This window comes from Bombilactobacillus folatiphilus, from assembly GCF_023380265.1.
Classification (GTDB): Bacteria; Bacillota; Bacilli; order Lactobacillales; family Lactobacillaceae; genus Bombilactobacillus; species Bombilactobacillus folatiphilus.
This window is the reverse complement of sequence record NZ_CP093366.1, coordinates 510,988-533,113: the sequence shown is the minus strand read 5'-3', so window position 1 is coordinate 533,113 and position 22,126 is coordinate 510,988. Positions and strand designations below refer to the sequence as shown.

Here is a 22,126-nt window from a genome sequence, read left to right as displayed (position 1 = left end):
CTTAAAGTGTTTTGTCGATTTATATATTTTTCCAACTCTGCTCAAAACATATGGTATACTCCGTGTAAAAAAGTACGATATAGTACTATGCTGAAATAAATAAATTGGAGGTAATATTATGCATTATTTAGATGTCATGATTATTATTTTGGAAATTGTTAAAGATAATCCTAATATTCAATTTCAAGAACTTTTGTATAAATCTCAAGAATATCTTGAAGTTCAAAAAATTATTAAAAGTGGTCAAGACAATCAAGTGTTAATCCGTCAATTTTTAGATTTGTCAGAAAACTTGATTGATGAAGGATTCATTAACGGTCAATTTATAGCAACTAAAGATAAACCTGTTGCTTTGTTTAATCACCTAACATCACTTGGATATTTATTTTTAGAAAAAAATCAAAAACCTGATTTCAAAACTAAAGTAAAAACTATTTTAAAAGAACAAGGCATATCTACAAATTTCAAAGATATTACTCGCGCCATTGCTCAACTATTTCTTTAGATTTTCTTTTCTTTGATCAATATATTTTTTTGCAAAAAATTCTACCTTGATCAATTTCAAATCACCAAATGGTTCAACTTCTACATCAGACACAAAATGCACCGGAAAATTATCAATAAATAATTCGTCATCAGTCTCAGTAACAACATGTTCTGGTTGTGATATGGTTAGTTTTTTAGTCTTAATATTTTTAGACATCATATCTTCCAATTTTATTCATCTCCCAATACATATTCAGTAATTAGCTTGACCAAATTATTTCGGCGATTAATCCCTTTCCTTTCACCGTGAATTATGCAACCAATGTAATTTGGTGAATAATTCAATGCCTCACCGATCTCAATCAACGTAATATTCTTAGACTCCATTGTTGAACTAATAATCTGTGACCATTTAGCACGCTCGGGCGTTTGATAATTATAGGGACCATATTGCTTTTTCGCTCTATCAATAGCTAGAGAATCACTAACTTTTAAACGCTGCTCCAAATCTTGGTATTTACTAGCGGTCAACATCTTTTGATTCTTTAACTGCCGCTCCATTCGATTAAATTCATTTAGATATTCAATCTTAAATCGCAATGCTTCTTTAGTGGTGTAACTCATTGCAACCAATGTGAAGGCATCACGATTCAAATAAAACATTCGATATTTACGGTTCGTATTAATTCCAATTGTATTTGAACTAGATTTATAACACTCTTCAAACCGCGCCGTTGACGCAATGCCCAAATTTGAGCTGTTAATTTGAGTTAATAAAATATCAATATCGCGTAATACATTTTTATGCTGTTTATTAAACGCTCTCGCAATTAGATAGCTGGTGGTTACCAGTTCGTTATTTTTCAATTCAACTAAATTCACGTATTAGCCCCCCTTCCGAGCTTTATCTAGTATAAATTGCATTGTTACTCCTAAATAATCAGCTACATTCTGTAACCGATCCGCACTAGGCATACTAGTATTCCATTTACTAATCAAACTAGGTGTAAATTTCAAATCTTTTTCGATTTGATAAATGGTAATTTTTTTTCCATACGCTATTTCTTTAATAGCGTTATAAACATTCATTAATTTATCTAGCCCTCCTTTTTTGCATAAACCACATTGACTTATAACGGAATATATTCTATTATGAATGCATAGAAAATAAGACCTGCAATGAGGTATATTACTGATATAAGCTTAGTGTTCCCTCCATTAAGAACAACTAAATAGTATCACGTAATATTTTCCTTGGCAAGTAAAATATTCTATTTTTTGAGAGGAATATGGAGATAGTTATGAACATATACCAAAAAATAAAAGATTTGGCTGCAAGTAAAAATATTAGCATTGCTGAACTAGAAAGAAAATTAGATCTATCGAATGGTTCTTTATATAAATGGACTAAAACATCACCATCTATTGATAAAGTTAAATTAGTGGCTAATTTTTTCGAAGTTTCGACTGATTATCTATTAGGATTATCTAACGACAGATATTCATTATCTGATAAAGAAAAAGCAGATGTTGGTTTTAGAGTTGAAAACATTTTAAATGGTATTGAAACTGATGATAAAGTTAGTTTTTTCGGCGAACCAATGGACGATGAAGACAAAGCCGCTATTAAAGCTGCACTTCAAACTGCTGTAGCAATTAATAAAGAACACGCTAAGAAGAAACGACTAAACCAAAATAAATAATTGAGGTGAAGACTTTGGACGAAGTCGAGGAACTAGTTAAAACTTGGGGAACCACTGATCCATTCGCAATCATCAATTTTTTAGATTGTCACCTGATTTTTGAAAATTTAAGGCAAGGAACGCTAGGAATCAATGTTATTAGTGAAAACGAGGATACGGTAATTATTAATGAATGTATTCCGTCACAATTAAAAACATATGTAGCAGCTCATGAGTTAGGTCACATTGTTAGTGGGGTTAGCCAATCCACCACTATATTGAGAGAAAAATATTTTGGATTTAACATTCCAGGGATTGAAGCTAAAGCCAACCGATTTGCATTTAATTTATTATTGTATGACCTTGATTATGATTTTGAAAGCGAATCCATAAATCTATATACTGTGTTGCATTATTTTCATTTACCCGATAATATGATCAGATTTATTACGCCATTACCAATCAAATCAGGAGGTGATTAACAAAAACTCAAAAACTTTTTGATTTTCTGTATATACCTAATAACATAAACTTTATATATACTCTATATATTATTTCTTAAGAATAAAGAAAAATATAGAGATTGTGTTATGGAGGTTCTGTGAACGTTGATATAATAGGATTTTTCGTTCACAAAATCTATCACAAAAACATAACAGAATCTCAAAAACTATTTTTAAAATCAGAATTTTTAATTGTTAGAAATGGAACTAATATAACAAAATTGATTTAAATCGGAGTTTTTGTGCAGATTCTGTTATAGATTCTGTTATAAAAAGTCCAAAAAATCTGATTGACGTTAAAAGCTTGATTTTAAGGGGGAACTTTAAAGATGGGAAATAGAAGATTTAACAATCAGCAAACTAATAACTCTAACGATGGATACAATACAAATCAACAAGCAAATAACCATAACCCTAATTATCCAAATCAGCCTCGAAATGGTTATTCTCAGCCCAATCCCAACTATCAACAGCATAATAATAATTACCAGCAGCCTAACAATTTCAATCCTAAGTATCAACAAGGTCAATATCAGGGGGCTTATTCAAATCAGCCTCAACAACAAGTTCCGCCTCAATCGCCGATTAATCCAAAATCTAAAAAACATTTTTATAAACGCTGGTGGTTTTGGTTAATACTTATTGTACTTGTAATAATTGCGATTGTCAGTGGTGGGTCTGGCGGCAGTTCGTCGAAAACGGCCAAATCGCATAATAAAACTGAAAAAACAGCATCAAATCAAAAATCAAATAATCCTAAAAAAGATGGTGCGTCATTAACTGACTTTAAAGCTATTAAACTAGGCACTAGTGATGGATCTACTGAACAAGAATTAGAAGATAAGTTTGGATCACCAAGTACCACATCAACGCAAACAATTGAAAACATCAAAGCTTCCGATAAAATCTGGAATAAAGTGCAGAACGGTGATATAGGTGCTAATTTCACAGTTGGATTTTCAAACGGTAAAGCCATTTCCAAGGCAATAACTGGTTTAAAAGTTAAACGTGACAAAAAAATTACGCTGAACGACTTTAATTCAATTCAAAATGGGCAATCAATTGATGATATTACTAAAAAATTTGGTCAACCCAACGGTTATTCAGAAACTAATATTGATGGTCAAGAAAGTGAAGATTTAACCTATGATTCTGGTATTAATGGAGATATGGGTGCTAATTTAATTATTAATACACAAAATGGACAAGTTTCAGGAAAAACACAAACGCAAATGAAATAATTGAAAACACAAAAATAGCCATATCTCCCAACCGACCAAAGTTTGAGACATGACTAACTATCGAAAGAACATACTAATGGTATGCGCTTTTCGTGTACCATTTTAACATAAATGGAGGAAAATTATGAGTCAAATTTACAAGAGAGGATCCAAATGGGCGTTTAAAGTATCTTGGTACGACGATGAGAAAAAACGCCATTGGACAACTAAATCAGGATTTAATACCAAGCGGGAAGCAAATGCTGCAGCTACTAAATTGGAAAATCAAAAAAACACGGTTGGAATATCAGACAAAGCAAAAATTAGTTTAACTGATTTTTTTGAAAATTGGATCAAGATTTATAAATTAGGTAAATTGAATAAATCTACAGAACTAAAATATAAACGAGCATCAATCGAAATCAAGGATTTTTTTGGTGATAAGCCACTTAAGAATATTACTCGTACCGAATACCAACAATTTTTAAATAAGTATGCATTAAATCATTACAGGGATAGTGTTAGTCGTTTAAATAGTTATATTCGTAAATGCATTAAATATGCTGCTGATGATGGTATTGTATTCCGAGATGTAACCCATGATGTAGATATTGGTGGTAAAAAATCTAAGGATTCCAGTCTTAAATATTTAGAACTCACTGAAGCTGAACAACTAAAACAAATTTGTATTAATAATGGATCTTACTTGAAAATTAATTACTATTTGATATTAGCGGGCTTATTAACTGGTTGTAGAATTGGTGAGTTGTTAGCTTTAACCTGGAAATGCGTTGACCTAAAAAACAAAACCATTAGAATTGAGCATTCTTGGGATTACCATTTTGAAAATAAATTATCAAGTACAAAAACAGAGTCATCTAAACGAACTATTTCTATTAGTTCTGATTTAGTAGTCATGTTTACTAATTTAAAAACTGAACAAATTCAATACTATTTAAAACATGGTTATCGTGATTCCTTAGATCTAGTTTTTAGAAACAAATTTTTTCAAGTTCCAACCGATACTGGAGTAAACAAATTGTTATCTAAAATTTTAAAATCTATTGATGCGACAAATATAATTACTTTCCATGGTTTAAGACACACTCATGCTAGCATTTTAATTTCTAAAGGAGTTAGTATTGATTATATTGCGGAGAGGCTTGGTCATTCCACACCTAGGACTACTTTAAATATATATACCCACCTGTTACAAAACAAACGGCAAAAGGATGATTTAAAGACTCTTTCGGTTCTTGACAGCCTTTAAAATTTGTTCACCATTTGTTCACCAAAATTAAAAGTTCACCGAAATGTTCACCAATTTTTCTTTGCGTTTGTGAATGTATCGAATTAAAAATTCTATTATACGGGCATTCATAAATATATTGTTTGTGTATGTAAGTATTTGATTAGTGTTTAAACGCCTGTCAACGGCATATTAACTGTAGTCTAACCGATAGCAAACTGATTTGCAAATTTGAACAATTGTTGATTTAATCGTATTTCAAGACTGTAAACTGATAATCAACTAATTTAAAATTAACCACACAAAAAAACACTGATCATTTGATCGGTGTTTTTTACTACTACCAGATCTCTAAGAGCACAAAAACTAATTTACATTTAGCTCTGCTTTTAAAGCTTCAGTTGCCAAGCGTGATACATTGATATTATTTTTCTTGGCTAAGTTATTGAGATATTCAGGTACTGTAATAGAGCGTCTAATTGTTTTGGAGTTCTGTTTCAACCATTTGTTCATGTCAACACTAATATAGACTACCTTATCATTAGCGTTTAAATGCCATTGACTAGGATCTTGTGGCTCTGGATAGTTAGTACTATCATCCAACATTGTGGCGATAGCATCCTCAGCCCAGTAAGCCGCTTCAGAGAAAGTATCGCCCTGAGTGACCATACCTGGGATATTAGGAGAAGTTACTACATAATAATGACCGTCATCATCAAACTCAGAAATAATGACTGGATAGATTAAGTTTTTCATAATTTCGTTTAGATATGCCAAACAAGGCTATTATTTTAGCCCTGCTTGTTTTCTAATTGCTTGTTCTGTCCCTTTCCGTATTTCTTTAGAATGAAAAGGAATTTCAGTTGTGCGACCATCTGGATGTTTATACCGACGATGGCCGCCTTTTCCTCTTCCCTTTTTAAAATAAAACCAGCTTTCAGTATTTCTTTTTCTAGCTGTTTGGGACGAATTGGCATATCTTCCTCCTTTTCACGTTTATATTATATATATAATATGCATATTTGTAAATATAAAATACACACTTTTTTGTATGTTTTAATAGAACAAAGTGCAGATAGATATATGTAACCCCTCGCTGAAGGGGCGTTGAATTCTCCTTTAAATCCAGAACCAACCTGATATTTAACCGGCACAAACTCATCAATTGCTGCTTTATAGCAATTGCCAACACTTTTAAATTATCTTCCGTTTGCCAGCTCGAACCAACTTTAAAAATTGGTCCACCAGCTGTCATTCTACAGCCTTGCTCTTCTGTCCCCACAAGTAATCTTGTAGTTTACTCGTACCATATTGAACAAAAGGATTGACGCCGATGAAATATCGACAATCAATCCTGAATAAACTTGTCTTAAATTTAGCAGCTACATCACAACTCAATCTTCTAATGCGTCATATTGCTCATCCGAGACGGGTTCCAACCATTCTGGAGTACCCGCAGTAATTGCCAAATGTTCAAACCAACTATCTGCTGTGGCACCGTGCCAATGCTTGACGCCATCATGAGTCACAATAACATCACCAGGATGTAATTTCTGAGCTGGCTTGCCTTCTTCTTGATACCAACCTTCACCACCAGTTACTAGCAAAATCTGAAAACCATCATGATGAATATGCCAATTATTGCGACAACCGGGCTCAAAAGTCACATTACCCACACCAACATTAACTTGAGGATCCGCCACTAAATTGTTCAAATAGCTTTGACCAATAAAATATTGTGCAAAAGCTGTATTCTTGTCACCACTGTCAAAAATTACACCATCTTTGACCGATTCATTCTTCACCATTATTTTTCATCCTCTCCATATACTTCTTTAGCGACGTCAAACGCTGACCAAGCTTTGGGCCAACCTACATAAAACGCCAATTGCGTAATCACTTCACTAATTTCGACCTTTGCTAAGCCATTCTTTTTCCCTAAACGCATGTGATAAGTTAATTGTTCAAAATTACCGCCCGTAATCAAGGCCACAATTGTAATCAAACTACGATCACGTGGTGCTAATTCTGTTTCTCGCGACCAAACTTCACCAAACAAAACGTCATCATTTAATTGTGCGAATTTAGGCGCAAATTCACCTAAATTATCACGTCCTGCAGTTTGCTTTTCAAGCATCAAATTCCTCCCATCTGAATGGTTCAAACATACAACTTGAAGTCAACTTGAAGTCAAGTTTTAAATGATAAAATTTATTTGTTTTATGAAAATACATAGAATTATATTGACAACAATATTCGCAATTTCATATAATAGTGTTTGTTTGTCGCAGTGGCTCAGCTGGATAGAGCAACGGTCTTCTAAACCGTAGGTCGTGGGTTCGAATCCCACCTGCGACATAATATAACAAAACCACAATGTCTTTTTTGCATTGTGGTTTTTACTTAGTCAAAATTTAATCAAAAGTGATGACTGCACGGGGGACTCCTGCTGCTTGCCAAGCTTTAGGCACTTGTTGCAAAGAATATTTTTGTAGCGGTAATTGCCAATTATATTTCACAGCCAATTCAAATGATTGAGCGATTGCTTTTTTCATATCGCTGGCTGTCACTGAACCTATACCAGATCCCAACAAACTAAGGTTTTGTGACCGTAATAATTGTGCTGGTAAAACTAATTCAGATTGCACAATTGAACCAATTTCTACATATCGAATTTGTTGTTGTACTCTTGTAAACTGTTGCAATGCTTGCAAAATCATTGTCGTGGTTGGTCCCCATAAATAATCCAGCACAACACTCACATCGCTGGTCAGCGAACCCAAAGCTTGAACATACCCGCTGCGACCAGTAGATGTTTTCAAATCGTAATTCTCACTGGCGACAAATGCATCTGCCTTAATTTGTGCCAACTTAATTGGACTACGCCCCGTGACAACAACTTTGCGAGCACCCAACGCATAAGCTATTTTAACGGCTAATTGTCCCGCCAAACCAGTAGCCCCATTGATTAGCACGACTTCATTTTGCTGTAAATGAGCTCGATAAGTTAAGGCAGCGTAAGAACTCATCGCCGGATTAGCTAAGGTGGCTGCTAGAATTGGTGCCAAATTTGCCGGTAATTCAATCAAATCTGATTGTTTGACCAAAGTCTGCGCAGCCAAAGATCCATACGGCGCAATCGTTTTGAAAAAATAAACTAGCTGCCCGTCAGCTAAAGTTCCCACGCCGTCAATACCTGCTACACGTGGAAAATAATCTTGCTTTGTATAATGTTTACCTAATGATTTCATCTTACTAAAATTGCTCAAAGCACTCGCTTTAACCGTCACAATTTGCTCTTGCGTATTTTGAACTTTAGGATTTGGAAATTCGTCTATTACGGGAAGTGTGTTAGGTGCTGTAATAATCGCTGCTTGCATAATTTAATCTCCTTTATGTGCATTTTGCACCAATCAGTATAACATATACGTGCAAAATGCACTAATTTTTGTTAATATAGATTATTATGAATGATAATTTTGCTAACAACTTATACCAACAGATGGTTCAATTGAATGACTTTTTTAATCAGCCACAAAACGATCTGCTTTTGCTAAAGCATGTGAAAATTGAATTAGATCAACGCTTATTTCCTCTATTTTCAACCATTGCTCGCAAGCAACCCATTAGTGTCGGTCAACTGGCCCAATTAATGGGAATTCCTCATTCAACTATCAGTCGTCGGTTAGATCGGTTAGAACAACAAAACTTAATTTCAGCTGTTCAAAATAACGATCTAAGAAGTCGAACTGTTCAATTAAGTGATAAGGGTGTCACTTTAGATAAACAGCTTAGCGCTTCTCGTGTTCAACTCTTAAACCAAGCATTACGATCTTTGACGATTGAGCAACAAAATCAAATTTTACAAGCAATTAAATGCCTCAATCAATTACTTTCCCAATAATCTTTTTTCCTAATATGCATCAAAAAAGTTCCCTGAAAAATTTTCAGAGAACTTTTTCAATTCTAATCAATAACAACCAACGACTTGATGGCTTGACGCTGATCCATTGCTTGATAGGCCTGATCAATTTGGTCTAAGTTAAACTGCTTTGTAAAAACTTTTCCCGGACGAATATTACCATCCAACACAGCCTGCAGCAAAAATTGCTTATCATAAGTTGTCACCGAAGCCGGACCACCAGCAATACGAATATTCTTATAAAAATATTGACTCAAATCAGTTTGTGGTTCGTGCGGCAAACCTACGCGGCCAACAATTGCCCCCGGACGCCCAACTTGCAAGGCCGTTTGAACGGCCAAATCTGTCCCGACACATTCTAAAACCGCATCCATACCAGCATTATGTGTCAAAGACATAACTTTTTGAACAGCTTCTTCACCTCGTTCAGCCACAATATCCGTCGCTCCAAATTCTAAGGCCAATTTTTGCCGATCTTCATGGCGACTCAATGCAATAATTTGTTTAGCACCACGAATTTTAGCGGCTAACACACCACACAAACCCACAGCACCGTCACCGACAACCACCACACTATCACCGCGTTGAACCTCGGCCACTCGCGCAGCATGATAGCCGGTAGCCATCACATCAGCTAAGGTCAATAGTGAATTGAGCATTCCATCGCTGTAATCTGCAGGCTTACCCGGAATTTTAATTAAACTCCACTCGCAATGTTTCATCAAAACATATTCAGCCTGTGTTCCTGTATGCAAACGACCCTTATTAACCGAACAACTTCCATCAAATCCTGCTAAGCAAGCTGCACAATGTCCGCAACCATCCGTAAACGGCACAATCACAAAATCACCTGGCTGAACTGTGGAAATGTTTTGACCAGTCGCTGTCACAACACCCAGTGCTTCGTGACCAGTATTATCAGAATTAGTTTCTTTTGCATCCAAGCCGCGATATTTCCATAAATCCGAACCACAGACGCAAGCCCGAATTACCTTAATAACAACATCGTCTACTTCTTGAATTTTTGGTTGTGCTACTTCTTTTACCATCATTTGACCAGGTTTTACAAAAACTGCACTCTTCACTTCGCTAACCTCACTTTTAAATTAATATTTTCAGTTTAAACCTTCAAGTTAGCCAGAGGTCAATAAAAAACATCTTAACCTGAGTTAAGATGTCGTTAATTCTTAAAAGCGTTTCAAATATTGCTCTCTTTCCCAACTTGAAACAGTTTGCCGATAAGCATCCCATTCAAATTCTCGCGAATCAACAAAACTTTTATACAAATGTTCGCCCATCGCTTGTGTCACAGTTGAATCTTTTTTCAATTCCTTAATTGCGTTATGCAAAGTTGATGGCAAATCATAAATTTTATTTTCATGACGTTCAGCTTCGCTCATCTGGTAAATATTGCGATTAACTGGTTCTACAGGCGTATTCCGCTCTTTAATGCCCGCCAAACCACAGTGTAAAATAGCCGCAATTGCTAAATAAGGATTAGCTGTTGGATCCACGCTACGCATCTCTAATCTGGTACCCGTTCCGCGTGATAAAGGCACCCGAATTAATGGTGAACGATTTTTTCCTGACCAAGCTACATAGACTGGCGCTTCAAATCCTGGAACCAAGCGCTTATAAGAATTGACCGTCGGATTATTAATGGCGGTTAGCCCACGTGCATGTTCCAATAACCCATTTAAGAAATACATCGCCGTTTTGGAAAGTTGATTTTGTGTCGTTTCATCATAAAAAGCATTCCCTTGTTGATTAAACAAGGACATATTAATATGCATGCCTGAACCATTAATTCCTTCCAGTGGCTTCGGCATAAAGGTTGCATGCAAGCCATGTTTCCGTGCCACCGTCCGTACCACCAATTTGAAAGTTTGAATATTATCAGCAGCCTCTAGTGCGTCCGCATATTTAAAATCAATTTCATGCTGTCCCGGAGCCACTTCATGGTGACTAGCTTCTACTTCAAAGCCCATTTTTTCTAATTCTAAGACAATATCACGGCGACAATTTTCTCCCAAATCAATCGGTTCAAAATCAAAATAACCACCATTATCGTTTAATTTAAGTGTCGGCTCACCTTTTTCATCCATTTTGAATAAAAAGAATTCCGGTTCCGGTCCAATATTAAATTTGGTAAAACCAGCCTGATGCATTTCTTCAACAATCCGTCGTAAATTATTTCGCGGATCACCCGCAAATTCTGAACCGTCAGCCTTATGGATATCACAAATCAATCGCGCAACTTTACCATGTTCAGAACCCCATGGAAATACTAACCACGTACTTAAATCGGGGTACAACAACATGTCACTTTCTTCAATTCGTACAAAACCATCAATTGAAGAACCGTCCAGTGTAGCCTCATTAGCCAACACTTTGTCTAATTGATCAATCGGCATCTCCACATTTTTGATAATACCGTTAATATCAGTAAACATTAACCGTAAAAATTCAACATGTTCCTCTTTTGCCATTTGCCGAATATCTTGTGCTGTATAGTTTTTTGTAGCCATAAAACCAATCGTCTCCTTAATTAAAATGAATTATTCGAGTCTTGGTTATTCCACCGACCAATTTGTAACATCTCATCATGAAAGATCTTACGGGCAGTTGAATCACTCATTGTCTCAGTATCGGATGTAGTTAAAGACACAGTAGACGTTTTTTTATTTAATACCCTCACAACTTCATGCATGGTCATTCCTGAAGCCAAGTAATCCTTAATCTCCAACAAGCGATCAACGTCATTTAATGAATACTGCCGCTGATTACCAGTGCTACGTTTCGGATGAATTAGCTCAAAATACTCATAATATCGTAACTTGCGAGGAGTTAAACCTGTTAGTTTCGTAACAGTCCCGACCGTTAACACAGCCAGACTACGCCGCATAACTTTTTCTTTCATCTTCTAAACCTCGAACATAAGCAAACTGTAACAAGTAAAAAGTTTAGTGTCAACAATTCACGTCAGCAAAGCTAACATATGAATTTTAGTTTTGCCTAAAATTAAATTTTCAATAAATCAGCACAAGCATGTGCAACGGCAATTTTGGCATGCGCGTAAGTCAAACCACCTTGCAAATAAATTGCATATGGTGGACGCAGCGGACCATCTGCTGATAATTCGATTGTCGAACCTTGAACAAAAGTTCCTGCCGCCATCACAATTTGATCTTCATAACCATCCATTGCACTCGCTACTGGTTCTACAAACGAATCGATTGGTGAATATTTTTGAATTGCCTTAGCAAACTGAATCATTTTTTCAGCACTACCTAAAATCACAGTCTGAATTAAATCAGTTCTGGGTTCATCAAAACGGGGCGTAACTTCAAAGCCTAATTCTTCCAACAATGCAGCCGCAAAAATTGCCCCTTTAATCGCATTTCCTGTCGCTTGGGGTGCCAAAAAGAAACCTTCAATCATCCACCGCAAATTAGTTCCAGTCGCACCTTCATGTCGACCAATCCCTGGTGCCGTCAAGAAAATCGCACTTCGCTCAATTAAATCCTCACGACCTGCTAGATAACCACCTGTTGTCGCCAGACCAGCCCCCGCATTTTTAAAAAGCGAGCCTGCTATTAAGTCAGCACCAACTTGCGTTGGTTCAATTTCTTCTGAAAATTCACCATAACAGTTATCCACAAACACCAAAGCTTGACAACGTTGCTTGACAAAAGTAATTAACTTCTGAATTTCACTTATTCGTAAACTAGGACGTGGATCATAACCTCGTGAACGCTGAATCGCGACAACATCTGGAGCAAAAGTAGCCAACTTTTGAGCAACCTGTTCATAATCAATTTGTCCTTGATCGGTCAAACTTACATAATCAAAAGTAACACCATATTCCTTTAAGCTACCAGTTCCATCACCGGTCAAACCGATCACTTCCTGCATTGTGTCATATGGTTTGCCTGTTAAATATAACAACTTTTGTCCAGGTTTTAAGCAGCCGTATAAACCCACCGCTAGTGTATGCGTTCCCGAAACAAATTGTGGTCGGACTAATGCTGCCGGTGCCCCAAAAACTTGTGCATACACTGCGTCTAAAACCTCTCGCCCCTCATCGTTGTTACCGTAACCCGTCGAACCAAATAGGTGCGTTTCAGCTACTTGTTGATCGTGAAAAGCCTTGAGCACTTTAGCTTGATTATTTTCCGTTTGCCGGTCTATAACTGCTAGATAAGGTTGAATTTTTTGCTCTGCTATTTTCACAGCAGTTTGAATTTTTGTAGGTAATTCATCAAACCAATTCATAATCTTCCTCCAAAAAATGATGTATTACTTGCTGAATTAATAATTGCTGTTGTGGTTCTGCGATTAAATCATACCACTGACTCGTCAATTGATTTTTAAAATAAGTTAACTGACGCTTAGCAAAACGTCGCGAGTTACGCTTAATTAACGCAATTGTATCTGCATATGACTGTTGCTGCTCAAAATAAGCAAACCACTCTTTATAGCCAATCCCTTGCGCAGCTTGAGGGACTTGATCACGCTGTTGATAAAGGTCTTCGGCTTCTTTTTGTAAACCTTGTTGTAACATGACGTCTACACGCTGATTGATTCGCTGATACAAGACTGACCGCTTGGTATTCAAAGTTAACACTAAAAAATCAATTGCTGGTTGGGTTTGACTTTGCTGACTGAATTTTTGACCAGTCAACTGCACCACTTCCAACGCCCGAATCACCCGACGCGTATTGGCTGAATTAATTTGTTGAGCTGCTAACGGGTCAACTTGGTTTAACAATTGCCACAAATATTGAGCACCCCTAGTTTGCAGCAACTGCTCAAAATGTTGCCGAACGCCAAATTCTGGGTCACGACTTGCAACACCACCTAATTGCAAATTATTAATCAGTGCATTTAGATAAAAGCCTGTTCCTCCCACAACAATCGGTACACGTTGTCTTCGATTAATTTCTCCAATCAACTTTTGTGCTTCCTGCTGGAATTCATAAACCGTATAACGTTGGTCAACTTCACAAATATCTAACAAATGATGCGGTATTCCTTGTTGCTCTGCAGGCATTATTTTGGCTGTACCAATATCCAAATGGCGATAAATTTGCATAGAATCTCCCGAAATGATTTCGCCATCAAATTGGTGTGCCAATTGTAAACCTAAGTCTGACTTACCAACTGCAGTAGGTCCTGCAATGACAATTGCCTTAGCTGTCATGGAAAAACTCCTCTATTTGAAATAAATTTATAAGGGTTTTAGTTGAAATTACCAGTTATATTGTTAATAATTAAAGAAACAAGGAGGTACATTATGCATAAAAAAAGTTTATTTTCAGGTGTTATCATTGGTACTTTAGCTACTGTAGGGGCAATTGCTGGTTCCGCTTTAACTTACCATAAAAAAGTAATTCAACCACTGGATCAAGAAGACGAACGCATTGAACAAAATCGTCGTCGCGCCAATCGTAAAGCCCATTTTTCACATATTAATTAAGAATCAGAAAAATAGCCGAGGAAATTATGACCTCGGCTATTTTTATAATTTAGTCGTTTTTTTAGTTTTGCCATTCCATTCGTTAAAACCATGCTTCAACCACTTAATTTCTCGAAAGCCTTGTTTCCTTAATTTAAGTGCTGCGCGTACCGCCAAAGTACTTCCCTGTTCATATAGATAAACTGGTAAATCAGGTCTTAATTCAGAAATCAACATTTTTAATTGTGTATAAGGTAAATTCCGAGCACCCAAAATATGTCCTGCATCAAAATATTTTTTTTCACGTAAATCAATCAACTGTGCCTTACGCATAGTTGTTTCAAATTCTTTTTCATCCAAAGCACCACCTAATTGCCTAGCCCGCAACCAATAATAAAACCAAGAAATCCCATAATATAACGCAATAATGATAATAACAATAAATAACGCATTTAAAAATGACAAAGTTCCACCTCACACCTCATTATAATTATGGCTGAATAACCAATGATGCTGCACCAATTACACCTGCTTCATTGCCTAAGGTTGCCAAACGTAAAGTTGTGGTTTTTTTGACTGCTGGAAATACATATTTTAAATATGCTGTTTGCACTTGATTTAGCAAATATTCACCAGCGTTAGAAACACCACCACCAATAATAATATACTTTGGATTTAATGTCATTGCAACATTAGCTAATGCCAAGCCTAATTGATCACAAATTTGTTTGACCACCATTTGCGCCAAAGGATCAGCTTGCTGAGCCAAATCAAACACATCCTTAGATGAAACTTGCTGTCCATCATCAATCAAAGCTTTTAACTGCGCTGGGCCTGCGTATTCTTGCGATAAAGCATTAGCCACACGCACAATGCCCGTTGCAGAAGCCACTGTTTCTAAACAACCCTTTTTACCGCATGTACAGGCAAAGCCTTGAGCATCAACTGTAATATGCCCAATTTCGCCAGCGGAACCGCCAACACCATGGACAATTTGATTATTGATAATAATCCCACCGCCAACACCAGTCCCTAAGGTTACAAAAGCCACATTAGCTGCATTATTGCCCGCACCTTGCCATTTTTCACCTAAAGCTGCCACATTAGCATCATTTTCAAGTGTGACAGGAATATTGGTTCCTGCTTCTAACTGCGCTTTTAAGGCAACTGGATGATCCCAATTCAAATTAAAAGCACTATCAACCGTCCCCTGTTCGTAATCCACACTACCGGGAGTACCAATTCCAATACCCAAAAAATCAGCTGGCGTTAACTGATACATCTGTAAATGCTCATTAATTGTTGCAATCGTACTGGGAATAATATTTTGCCCATCATTCAAAATATCGGTCGGAATACTCCATCGCTGTTGAATTTCACCAGCCGCAGTTAAAATTGCAAATTTAATTGTCGTACCGCCCAAATCAATTCCAATTACTTTTTTATTTGTCATTTGCTTGCCCTTCTTCAATCTGATGTTCACGTTTTAATACCATTTTACATGTTAGAAAAGTGGGTTGATCAATAACTTGTTCTTTGTACAAGCGATCTAATTCAATCGACATTAACTCAATATCCCAAAGACGTTTGCCTACATAAACATAGATTCCAAAGCGTTTGAGCACCTGCTGCACATCATATAAAGTTTTAATATTTGTTTCTTTCATTATCGACCCATTCCCACGTAATATAGCACGCCAAACAATAAAAGTACGCCTGTGATACACAACAAACGAATTTTATTTGTCAAACTCGCACTTTGATGAGGTACAGCAATAATTCCTGCTAATAAAGCACCACTCAAGACTCCACCAATATGTCCCCAAATATCAATTTGGCCCATAAATAAATCAGCGACTAAATTAAATACAATAAGGATTAAAAATTGTTGCGACCAAGCACGCAAGGCTGGATTAGTCCGAAAGAAATAACCTAAACTGACAAACACTCCAAACAAACCAAATAATGAAGTACTAGCTCCCGCTGCAACACTAAAATTGCTGCCAAAGGCAAAACTCATCAAATTACCGCCTAAACCACTTAATAAGTAAATTAACAAGAATCGCCAAGCACCATAAACACGTTCCAACAAAATGCCGACGAAATACAGTGTCAATGAATTAATCAATAAATGTGACCAACCAATATGGACAAAAATAGGCGTCAATAATCGCCACCATTGACCCATCTGCACCAATTGATTCACTTTAGCGCCCGCATCAATTAAGGTAGCACTATTATAGCTACCGCCGTTGAACAATTCCCATGCAAAAACAAGAATTTGAATTATCAGCAATAAATATGTCATTATCGGTAGTTCGCGTAATCTATATTCATTCATTGTTACCTCATGTATTCAATTACTTACATCAACTTCTTTAGTTTAGCACAAGATAAGCTATACTAAATATTAGCTTAACATGTAAGCGATTATAATTTGTTTTAAAAAAAACAACAGGTTTAACCTGCTGTCTTTTATTTAGTTTCTCGATGTAACGTTGTCTTACGTTCACGTGGGCAATATTTTTTTAATTCCAAGCGATCTGGATTATTCCGCTTATTTTTGCTAGTTAAATAATTGCGTTCGTGACATTCGGTACATTCAAGTGTAATATTTACGCGCATATCAATGAACTCCTTTACAACTTTTGCTACACGACTTTACCATAATAACACTTTCAAAGTTTCTTGACCAGTCCTTTACTGAGAATCTTTATTACTAGTATTAAAATAAGCTGTGACCATACTCCGAACTAAATTCAAATTATAATTACCCTTTTCACTGCTCAAATTGGGGAAAACAACCGCAAAAGCAATCTGAGGATCTTTAGCGGGAGCATAACCCACCATGCTTAAAGTAATCGTTTGAGGTGGATTAGAATTATCAGGATTTTCAGGGTCATAATAAAATGATTGCGCCGTTCCAGTCTTAGCTGCAATATCTGGTTGGATATTTGCCAAAGGCTTCGCCGTCGTCCAAGCACCGGATCCGTGAACCACATTATAAAAACCAGTCTGCACCACATTTAATTGACTTGAAGTAAAATCAACTCGATTAAGCGGTTGTGGTTGTGTTGTATGCACAATCGCTCCTTTTGAACCATCTCGTTTAGTTTTTTGAATTGATTGGACAACGTAAGGTCGCATGCGATAACCGCCATTAGCAATGGTTGAAACATATTGTCCCATTTGCAGTAAAGTATAAGCATCGTAGTTACCATACGATTCATCCAAAGCCGAACCAACTTTGACTAAACCATCAGACATCGTGGGTCCTTTAATTCCGCTAGCTTCACCGGGTAAATCAATCCCTGTTTTGACCCCTAAACCGAATTGATTAAAATTACTGCGCAATTTTTTAAAAATATCCTGATCAATGTGAATATATTTATTGGGAACATATTTAGCATGACCCTCACGCATGGCTAAACGCATCATATAAATGTTTGAAGACACTTCTAAGGCTTGTTCTGCCCCTAGAGCTCCAAAAGTTCCCACCGGATAGACAGACTTTTTCACAGGTGTACTAGGCAAATAAATCGGATCATCTGGTAAAACATTATTGTCTGGCGTAATCGCACCATTCATTAAACCACCTAAGACCGTGGCTCCTTTAACAGCCGACCCCATCACAAAAGTTCGATTCATCACGCCCAAAGCATCATCAGAAACTTTATTAGTTTTAGGATTATAGTGAACCCCCGACATCGCCAACACAGCGCCTGTTTTAGGATTCATTGCCACCGCGTAAGCACCATCAGAATATTGTGTCACCCCATTAGCTTGTGCAGAAGCAAAAGTGTCACGCAAAGCAGAATCTAATTTTTTCTGGTAGTCAGCGTCAATTGTTAAATTTAAATTATCACCCTTAGAACCAGCATACTTTTGCACCGAATCAGTGAGTTTATTACTAGGGCTCACCGAAATTTGTGTTTGCGATTTACTACCCTTTAAAATCGGCTCGTACTCCTGTTCCAAATAACTCGTCCCCACGCGGTCATTGCGTGAATAACCTTGAGCTAACAATTCATTCACATTGTTATCAGGCAAGCCTTGTTTTTCAGTCGATACCTGACCAATAATACTGGTCATCGAATCTCCCATGGGATAGGAACGCTTAGAATCAATTCCCACTTGCACACCAGGCAATTCAATTTGGTGTTCACTGACTTCGGCAACCTCTTTAGCCGTAGCATTATAATTTTTAATAAATACGGTTGAGTATTGCGATGCTGAACTCATTCGTTGGAAGATAGCTGCCGCTTGTTGCTGAGCTGGCGTTAGATGCAACGAAACATTTTTTAAAACATATTTAACTGCTCGACTATATTGCTCAGATTGACTTTTTTCCTGAACCTGTTCATCCGTCAAACCACGGTTTACTTGTTTGAGAATTTTTTGATAATTCTTTGTTGGTGCCAAATAATAATCTGCTTGATCACGCTTAGATAATTTAACATCATCAATTGTCACAAATTTTTGTAAACGATTAGCGATTTGATACATATCCGTGGTTTTAACTGACGCACTACGCGTATAAGTAATCGCACTACTAGCTTGATTGTCAACGATCAATCGACCTTTAGAATCATAAATTAATCCGCGAGGTACATTACCATTAATAATCGTTTTATCAGACCGTTCCACTTCTGCTTGAAATTTATGCCCGTTGAGCAATTGCAGATATGCCAATTGTCCAATGAGTAATGCAAATAAGGAAAAAACTAAAACTAATAAAACATTTAACCGAAAAGGTAACAGTGATTGGGTCGTTTTAGGTCGATTCAACCTTTGAAAAAATTTCAAAATTTAATACTCCTCAATTTCAAGATTACCCTCCAATTATAGCAAAAAAGCAGCCTACTTAACATCAAGTTATTAGTAAACTGCTTTTTAGGCTTCTGGCACAAACGTATAGATAGGACTATCACTTTTTGCATCATAATCAATCTGCAAATCATAATATTTAAAAAACCAAACATCATTATCAGTAAAGAAATAGCTGATATCATCAATCTGCAATTCATAATATGGATTGCGCGGCTTCTCTATCAAAAAAGCTAGCGAAAAACCATCATGAACATTGGTCTTGCCATAAACTTTACCATAAAAATGTAACCCATCACCCGGCCGTAAATCTAAGTTTTCACGGTACCAAGTCTGTGCCTGTGGACTAATCGTAAATTTCATCTGCATCACCATTATCATCATAACGCATGAAAACGATTAATTCCACTAATTAATTTTGAACGTCAATAATTTTAACAGTAAAAGAACCACCTGGAGTACTAATTTCAACCAAGTCATCCACCTTTTTGCCTAACAAAGACTTGGCAATTGGCGAATTATTGCTGATCTTGCCTTCAAGAGGATCAGCTTCCGCAGCCCCAACAATTTGATAAGTTTCAGCTTCTTCACCATCTTCTTGAAAAGTCACCGTCTTACCAACTGATACTTCATTTTCATCAACTTGACTAACATCCACAACATCAGCATATTGCAACATGGTCATAATTTCAGAAATCCGTGACTCAACGATACTTTGCTCATCTTTAGCTGAAGAATACTCAGAATTTTCAGATAAATCACCGAAACCACGGGCAATTTTGATTCGTTCAATTATTTCAGGACGTTTCTTTAATTTTAAATCTTCTAATTCTTGCTCTAATTTTTGCTTACCTTGCGCTGTCATTGGATATCTTTGTTCAGCCATTTTAACACCCTACCTAACTAATCACGTTTTTGTTTAACTTGCCACTTTTGATGTATCAAATATTTGATTTTAGAAGTCAATAAATCAATTGCCACATCATTAGAACCGCCTTCAGGAATAATCAAATTTGCAAACCGTTTGGTTGGCTCAATAAATTGCTGATACATTGGTCGTACATGATCCAAATATTGATCAAACACTTTACTAAGTGTATAGCCACGTTCTTCGACATCTCGTTTAATCCGGCGAATTAAACGAATGTCATCATCTGTATCAACAAAAACTCGAATATCCATCAAATCGCGAAGCTGCTTCTCGTACAAAGTTAAAATACCTTCTAAGACAATCACTTCTGCAGGTTCTTGATGACGGGTTTTATTAGTTCGATTACTATCCACAAAATCATAAATAGGAACTTCAATACTCTGAAAAGCACGCAATTTTTTTAAATCAGCAACTAATAAATCTGTATCAAATGATAAAGGATGATCAAAATTTTGTAATTTTCGCTCTTCATACGGCAAATCTAATTTTTTATAATAAGAATCCATCTGCAACAAAGCAATTGATTCATCAGGCAGTTCTTTGATTAAGCGTTGAGCAATCGTTGTTTTGCCACTACCTGATCCACCACTAACACCAATAATTAAAGGCTTGTTCACAGTACTCATTTTGTTCTCCTCATCAAAAGGGACTGACATCTGTCAGTCCACTAATTTTATTGACCAATACGAGAGTTAGTATCTAAATGTTGTGAATAATTTGTTGAATAGTAAACTTTACCAGTCTTCAAATTAGCAACAAAGTACAAATATCCCTTATCACGTTCTGCTGGATTCAAGACCGCTTGAATCGAACCTAAACTTGGTGAATTAAAGGGACCTGGTCCAAAACCCTTATTCTTGTACAGATTATAAGGAGATTTTACACTTGTATCCTTATTTGTCAAACTATGTTTATGCTTATTCAAAGCATACATAACCGAAATATCAGATTGTAAAGGCATATCAGCATCAATTCGGTTAAAGAAAACCCCCGCAATCTTGCGCCGATCAATATTTTTTACACCTTCACGCTCAGTTAACGAAGCCAAAGTTAGCAACTGCTGAACCGTCAAATTCTTCTCTTTTAATTGATTATAATATGGAGATAATTCTTGATTAGTTTTATCAACCATTTCCGTCACTAATTTTTTCAAAGACATTCCAGAATAATACGGATAAGTGGCAGGGAATAAATAACCTTCCAAATGGTAACGCACATGCTTAGAATCCATTGATGAAGTCAACAAATCAGGATACTTTTTCTGCAAGTCACGCATGAAAGATTGATCCTTCATCAAGTTTAAGAATTGCCTTTTGGAAAAGGGCGTTTTCTTAGCAATCACATTTCCAATCTGATCCACCGTAACACCTTCACGTACCAAGACACTATCGCCGGGTTGACCAATTTGTTCCAAACTACCACCCTTTTGCAAACGCGCAACAATTTGAGTTAAGGTCATCGAAGGCTTAAAAGTATAATAACCAGCTTGAAAATCCGTATAATTATGAGATTTAACATAATAATTAAAAACTGTGGCACTACGAATTACGTGTTTATTTTGTAATTTGGAAGCAATTTGCTTATTAGATGAACCAATCGGAATTTTAACTTCAACAGATTGATGATCCTTACTATTGTACGGCTGCAAAGATTCTTGAACAAAATTATAACCCAGTACCCCTACCGTCAGAATTAAGACTGCTAAAATTCCCACAATCCAGTAAACAATATGATTAACCACTCTTTGTTCTGATTCGCGAACCATTTTCTTTTGCTGCATTGCTTGACGCTTATTAGTTGGTTGATTACCATTTTTATCTGAATTAGCCAAAAAAGGTTCCTCCACAA

General features: G+C 36.4%; 29 protein-coding genes, 1 tRNA gene and 1 pseudogene. 8 read left to right on the top strand and 23 right to left on the bottom strand.

The genetic code is table 11. The features are described from left to right. Window positions 1–118: 118 nt before the first annotated feature. Window positions 119–505 carry a hypothetical protein gene (locus MOO45_RS02740; RefSeq protein WP_249514860.1) on the top strand — a complete coding sequence of 129 codons (387 nt, stop codon included), beginning with the start codon at window positions 119–121 and terminating at the stop codon, window positions 503–505. Here MOO45_RS02740 and MOO45_RS02735 read toward each other — a convergent pair. Genes MOO45_RS02735 through MOO45_RS02725 form a run of 3 tightly spaced genes read right to left on the bottom strand, consistent with a single transcriptional unit; the run spans window position 494 to window position 1,575 of the window. Then, entirely contained in the window at window positions 494–715 is a 222-nt protein-coding gene (locus tag MOO45_RS02735; RefSeq protein WP_249514859.1) for a hypothetical protein, read from the bottom strand. The two genes, MOO45_RS02740 and MOO45_RS02735, sit on opposite strands and share 12 nt — an antisense overlap. Before the next feature lie 2 nt (window positions 716–717). Next, entirely contained in the window at window positions 718–1,368 is a 651-nt protein-coding gene (locus tag MOO45_RS02730; protein WP_249514858.1) for a Rha family transcriptional regulator, read from the bottom strand. A gap of 3 nt (window positions 1,369–1,371) precedes the next feature. Next, window positions 1,372–1,575 carry a helix-turn-helix domain-containing protein gene (locus MOO45_RS02725; RefSeq protein ID WP_249514857.1) on the bottom strand — a complete coding sequence of 68 codons (204 nt, stop codon included), beginning with the start codon at window positions 1,573–1,575 and terminating at the stop codon, window positions 1,372–1,374. 212 nt (window positions 1,576–1,787) lie between these two features. On the opposite strand from MOO45_RS02725, the gene MOO45_RS02720 reads away from it, so the two are divergent. From MOO45_RS02720 to MOO45_RS02705, 4 genes are all read left to right on the top strand, one after another. Continuing rightward, window positions 1,788–2,189, top strand: a complete 402-nt coding sequence (locus MOO45_RS02720; RefSeq protein ID WP_249514856.1) for a helix-turn-helix domain-containing protein — start codon at window positions 1,788–1,790, stop codon at window positions 2,187–2,189. Window positions 2,190–2,203: 14 nt separating this feature from the next. Beyond that, window positions 2,204–2,650, top strand: coding sequence for an ImmA/IrrE family metallo-endopeptidase (locus tag MOO45_RS02715; protein WP_249514855.1), 447 nt, complete (start codon window positions 2,204–2,206; stop codon window positions 2,648–2,650). A 350-nt stretch (window positions 2,651–3,000) separates the two neighbouring features. After that, window positions 3,001–3,912, top strand: a complete 912-nt coding sequence (locus MOO45_RS02710) for a DUF3862 domain-containing protein (RefSeq protein ID WP_249514854.1) — start codon at window positions 3,001–3,003, stop codon at window positions 3,910–3,912. 124 nt (window positions 3,913–4,036) lie between these two features. Further along, window positions 4,037–5,161: a site-specific integrase gene (locus tag MOO45_RS02705; protein ID WP_249514853.1), complete on the top strand. Its 1,125-nt coding sequence runs from the start codon at window positions 4,037–4,039 to the stop codon at window positions 5,159–5,161. Between the two features lie 345 nt (window positions 5,162–5,506). Here the strand turns inward: MOO45_RS02705 and MOO45_RS02700 are convergent, their stop codons facing one another. The 4 genes and pseudogenes from MOO45_RS02700 to MOO45_RS02685 all read right to left on the bottom strand — a co-directional run bounded on the left by MOO45_RS02700 (window position 5,507) and on the right by MOO45_RS02685 (window position 7,277). Next, a complete protein-coding gene (locus MOO45_RS02700) occupies window positions 5,507–5,896 on the bottom strand; it encodes a type II toxin-antitoxin system HicB family antitoxin (protein WP_249515136.1) in 390 nt (129 codons plus the stop codon). Window positions 5,897–5,926: 30 nt separating this feature from the next. Beyond that, window positions 5,927–6,004, bottom strand: a pseudogene (locus MOO45_RS02695) (type II toxin-antitoxin system HicA family toxin); the annotation flags it as partial. Between the two features lie 530 nt (window positions 6,005–6,534). Further along, window positions 6,535–6,948: a cupin domain-containing protein gene (locus MOO45_RS02690; protein ID WP_249514852.1), complete on the bottom strand. Its 414-nt coding sequence runs from the start codon at window positions 6,946–6,948 to the stop codon at window positions 6,535–6,537. Next, window positions 6,948–7,277, bottom strand: a complete 330-nt coding sequence (locus tag MOO45_RS02685; protein WP_249514851.1) for a carboxymuconolactone decarboxylase family protein — start codon at window positions 7,275–7,277, stop codon at window positions 6,948–6,950. The genes MOO45_RS02690 and MOO45_RS02685 overlap by 1 nt, the downstream gene beginning before the upstream one ends. 147 nt (window positions 7,278–7,424) lie before the next feature. Between MOO45_RS02685 and MOO45_RS02680 the strand changes: the two genes are divergently transcribed. Then, window positions 7,425–7,498, top strand: a tRNA-Arg gene (locus tag MOO45_RS02680). A 56-nt stretch (window positions 7,499–7,554) separates the two neighbouring features. Here the strand turns inward: MOO45_RS02680 and MOO45_RS02675 are convergent. Next, window positions 7,555–8,520 carry a quinone oxidoreductase family protein gene (locus tag MOO45_RS02675; RefSeq protein WP_249514850.1) on the bottom strand — a complete coding sequence of 322 codons (966 nt, stop codon included), beginning with the start codon at window positions 8,518–8,520 and terminating at the stop codon, window positions 7,555–7,557. Between the two features lie 86 nt (window positions 8,521–8,606). Here MOO45_RS02675 and MOO45_RS02670 point away from each other — a divergent pair, with 86 nt between their 5' ends. Further along, window positions 8,607–9,044 (top strand): MarR family winged helix-turn-helix transcriptional regulator, encoded by a 438-nt coding sequence (locus MOO45_RS02670; protein WP_249514849.1) that lies wholly within the window; start codon window positions 8,607–8,609, stop codon window positions 9,042–9,044. A 62-nt stretch (window positions 9,045–9,106) separates the two neighbouring features. Here the strand turns inward: MOO45_RS02670 and MOO45_RS02665 are convergent, their stop codons facing one another. The 5 genes from MOO45_RS02665 to miaA form a co-directional block, all read right to left on the bottom strand. Next, window positions 9,107–10,147, bottom strand: coding sequence for a zinc-binding dehydrogenase (locus MOO45_RS02665; RefSeq protein WP_249514848.1), 1,041 nt, complete (start codon window positions 10,145–10,147; stop codon window positions 9,107–9,109). Window positions 10,148–10,249: 102 nt separating this feature from the next. Beyond that, entirely contained in the window at window positions 10,250–11,590 is a 1,341-nt protein-coding gene (glnA, locus tag MOO45_RS02660) for a type I glutamate--ammonia ligase (RefSeq protein ID WP_249514847.1), read from the bottom strand. Between the two features lie 20 nt (window positions 11,591–11,610). Then, on the bottom strand, window positions 11,611–11,982 hold the full coding sequence (locus MOO45_RS02655; protein WP_249514846.1) for a MerR family transcriptional regulator: 372 nt from the start codon (window positions 11,980–11,982) through the stop codon (window positions 11,611–11,613). A gap of 101 nt (window positions 11,983–12,083) precedes the next feature. Further along, window positions 12,084–13,337, bottom strand: a complete 1,254-nt coding sequence (locus MOO45_RS02650; RefSeq protein ID WP_249514845.1) for a methionine gamma-lyase family protein — start codon at window positions 13,335–13,337, stop codon at window positions 12,084–12,086. Continuing rightward, entirely contained in the window at window positions 13,324–14,265 is a 942-nt protein-coding gene (miaA, locus tag MOO45_RS02645) for a tRNA (adenosine(37)-N6)-dimethylallyltransferase MiaA (protein WP_249514844.1), read from the bottom strand. The genes MOO45_RS02650 and miaA overlap by 14 nt, the downstream gene beginning before the upstream one ends. A gap of 93 nt (window positions 14,266–14,358) precedes the next feature. Here miaA and MOO45_RS02640 point away from each other — a divergent pair, with 93 nt between their 5' ends. Beyond that, window positions 14,359–14,541: a DUF3042 family protein gene (locus MOO45_RS02640; RefSeq protein WP_249514843.1), complete on the top strand. Its 183-nt coding sequence runs from the start codon at window positions 14,359–14,361 to the stop codon at window positions 14,539–14,541. A gap of 42 nt (window positions 14,542–14,583) precedes the next feature. On the opposite strand, the gene MOO45_RS02635 is transcribed toward MOO45_RS02640, so the two are convergent. The 10 genes from MOO45_RS02635 to mltG form a co-directional block, all read right to left on the bottom strand. Further along, window positions 14,584–14,985 carry a rhodanese-like domain-containing protein gene (locus tag MOO45_RS02635; RefSeq protein WP_249514842.1) on the bottom strand — a complete coding sequence of 134 codons (402 nt, stop codon included), beginning with the start codon at window positions 14,983–14,985 and terminating at the stop codon, window positions 14,584–14,586. Between the two features lie 25 nt (window positions 14,986–15,010). Continuing rightward, on the bottom strand, window positions 15,011–15,973 hold the full coding sequence (locus MOO45_RS02630) for an ROK family glucokinase (RefSeq protein WP_249514841.1): 963 nt from the start codon (window positions 15,971–15,973) through the stop codon (window positions 15,011–15,013). Then, window positions 15,963–16,172: a YqgQ family protein gene (locus tag MOO45_RS02625; protein WP_249515135.1), complete on the bottom strand. Its 210-nt coding sequence runs from the start codon at window positions 16,170–16,172 to the stop codon at window positions 15,963–15,965. Before MOO45_RS02625 ends, MOO45_RS02630 begins: the two co-directional genes overlap by 11 nt. A gap of 14 nt (window positions 16,173–16,186) precedes the next feature. After that, entirely contained in the window at window positions 16,187–16,861 is a 675-nt protein-coding gene (locus MOO45_RS02620) for a rhomboid family intramembrane serine protease (protein ID WP_249514840.1), read from the bottom strand. Window positions 16,862–16,995: 134 nt separating this feature from the next. Further along, complete coding sequence (gene rpmG, locus MOO45_RS02615; protein WP_249514839.1) at window positions 16,996–17,145, bottom strand: 50S ribosomal protein L33; 150 nt, start codon at window positions 17,143–17,145, stop codon at window positions 16,996–16,998. 75 nt (window positions 17,146–17,220) lie between these two features. After that, the gene (locus tag MOO45_RS02610; protein ID WP_249514838.1) at window positions 17,221–19,326 is read right to left on the bottom strand and encodes a peptidoglycan D,D-transpeptidase FtsI family protein; all 2,106 of its coding nucleotides are present in this window, start codon (window positions 19,324–19,326) and stop codon (window positions 17,221–17,223) included. Window positions 19,327–19,413: 87 nt separating this feature from the next. Beyond that, the gene (locus MOO45_RS02605; RefSeq protein WP_249514837.1) at window positions 19,414–19,710 is read right to left on the bottom strand and encodes a HesB/YadR/YfhF family protein; all 297 of its coding nucleotides are present in this window, start codon (window positions 19,708–19,710) and stop codon (window positions 19,414–19,416) included. Between the two features lie 49 nt (window positions 19,711–19,759). Then, on the bottom strand, window positions 19,760–20,233 hold the full coding sequence (gene greA, locus MOO45_RS02600; RefSeq protein WP_249514836.1) for a transcription elongation factor GreA: 474 nt from the start codon (window positions 20,231–20,233) through the stop codon (window positions 19,760–19,762). Window positions 20,234–20,250: 17 nt separating this feature from the next. Further along, entirely contained in the window at window positions 20,251–20,904 is a 654-nt protein-coding gene (gene udk, locus MOO45_RS02595; RefSeq protein ID WP_249514835.1) for a uridine kinase, read from the bottom strand. Between the two features lie 47 nt (window positions 20,905–20,951). Beyond that, window positions 20,952–22,058 carry an endolytic transglycosylase MltG gene (gene mltG / locus MOO45_RS02590; RefSeq protein ID WP_249515134.1) on the bottom strand — a complete coding sequence of 369 codons (1,107 nt, stop codon included), beginning with the start codon at window positions 22,056–22,058 and terminating at the stop codon, window positions 20,952–20,954. Window positions 22,059–22,126 lie beyond the last annotated feature (68 nt).

Excerpts from the sequence above, each read along its gene's own strand:
- MOO45_RS02740 (WP_249514860.1), top strand. The coding sequence starts at position 119 with ATGCATTATTTAGATGTCATGATTATTATTTTGGAAATTGTTAAAGAT.
- MOO45_RS02725 (WP_249514857.1), bottom strand. The coding sequence starts at position 1,575 with ATGAATGTTTATAACGCTATTAAAGAAATAGCGTATGGAAAAAAAATT.
- MOO45_RS02720 (WP_249514856.1), top strand. The coding sequence starts at position 1,788 with ATGAACATATACCAAAAAATAAAAGATTTGGCTGCAAGTAAAAATATT.
- MOO45_RS02710 (WP_249514854.1), top strand. The coding sequence starts at position 3,001 with ATGGGAAATAGAAGATTTAACAATCAGCAAACTAATAACTCTAACGAT.
- MOO45_RS02705 (WP_249514853.1), top strand. The coding sequence starts at position 4,037 with ATGAGTCAAATTTACAAGAGAGGATCCAAATGGGCGTTTAAAGTATCT.
- MOO45_RS02700 (WP_249515136.1), bottom strand. The coding sequence starts at position 5,896 with ATGAAAAACTTAATCTATCCAGTCATTATTTCTGAGTTTGATGATGAC.
- MOO45_RS02690 (WP_249514852.1), bottom strand. The coding sequence starts at position 6,948 with ATGGTGAAGAATGAATCGGTCAAAGATGGTGTAATTTTTGACAGTGGT.
- MOO45_RS02685 (WP_249514851.1), bottom strand. The coding sequence starts at position 7,277 with ATGCTTGAAAAGCAAACTGCAGGACGTGATAATTTAGGTGAATTTGCG.
- MOO45_RS02675 (WP_249514850.1), bottom strand. The coding sequence starts at position 8,520 with ATGCAAGCAGCGATTATTACAGCACCTAACACACTTCCCGTAATAGAC.
- MOO45_RS02670 (WP_249514849.1), top strand. The coding sequence starts at position 8,607 with ATGAATGATAATTTTGCTAACAACTTATACCAACAGATGGTTCAATTG.
- glnA (WP_249514847.1), bottom strand. The coding sequence starts at position 11,590 with ATGGCTACAAAAAACTATACAGCACAAGATATTCGGCAAATGGCAAAA.
- MOO45_RS02655 (WP_249514846.1), bottom strand. The coding sequence starts at position 11,982 with ATGAAAGAAAAAGTTATGCGGCGTAGTCTGGCTGTGTTAACGGTCGGG.
- MOO45_RS02650 (WP_249514845.1), bottom strand. The coding sequence starts at position 13,337 with ATGAATTGGTTTGATGAATTACCTACAAAAATTCAAACTGCTGTGAAA.
- miaA (WP_249514844.1), bottom strand. The coding sequence starts at position 14,265 with ATGACAGCTAAGGCAATTGTCATTGCAGGACCTACTGCAGTTGGTAAG.
- MOO45_RS02640 (WP_249514843.1), top strand. The coding sequence starts at position 14,359 with ATGCATAAAAAAAGTTTATTTTCAGGTGTTATCATTGGTACTTTAGCT.
- MOO45_RS02630 (WP_249514841.1), bottom strand. The coding sequence starts at position 15,973 with ATGACAAATAAAAAAGTAATTGGAATTGATTTGGGCGGTACGACAATT.
- MOO45_RS02620 (WP_249514840.1), bottom strand. The coding sequence starts at position 16,861 with ATGAATGAATATAGATTACGCGAACTACCGATAATGACATATTTATTG.
- rpmG (WP_249514839.1), bottom strand. The coding sequence starts at position 17,145 with ATGCGCGTAAATATTACACTTGAATGTACCGAATGTCACGAACGCAAT.
- MOO45_RS02605 (WP_249514837.1), bottom strand. The coding sequence starts at position 19,710 with ATGAAATTTACGATTAGTCCACAGGCACAGACTTGGTACCGTGAAAAC.
- greA (WP_249514836.1), bottom strand. The coding sequence starts at position 20,233 with ATGGCTGAACAAAGATATCCAATGACAGCGCAAGGTAAGCAAAAATTA.
- udk (WP_249514835.1), bottom strand. The coding sequence starts at position 20,904 with ATGAGTACTGTGAACAAGCCTTTAATTATTGGTGTTAGTGGTGGATCA.
- mltG (WP_249515134.1), bottom strand. The coding sequence starts at position 22,058 with ATGCAGCAAAAGAAAATGGTTCGCGAATCAGAACAAAGAGTGGTTAAT.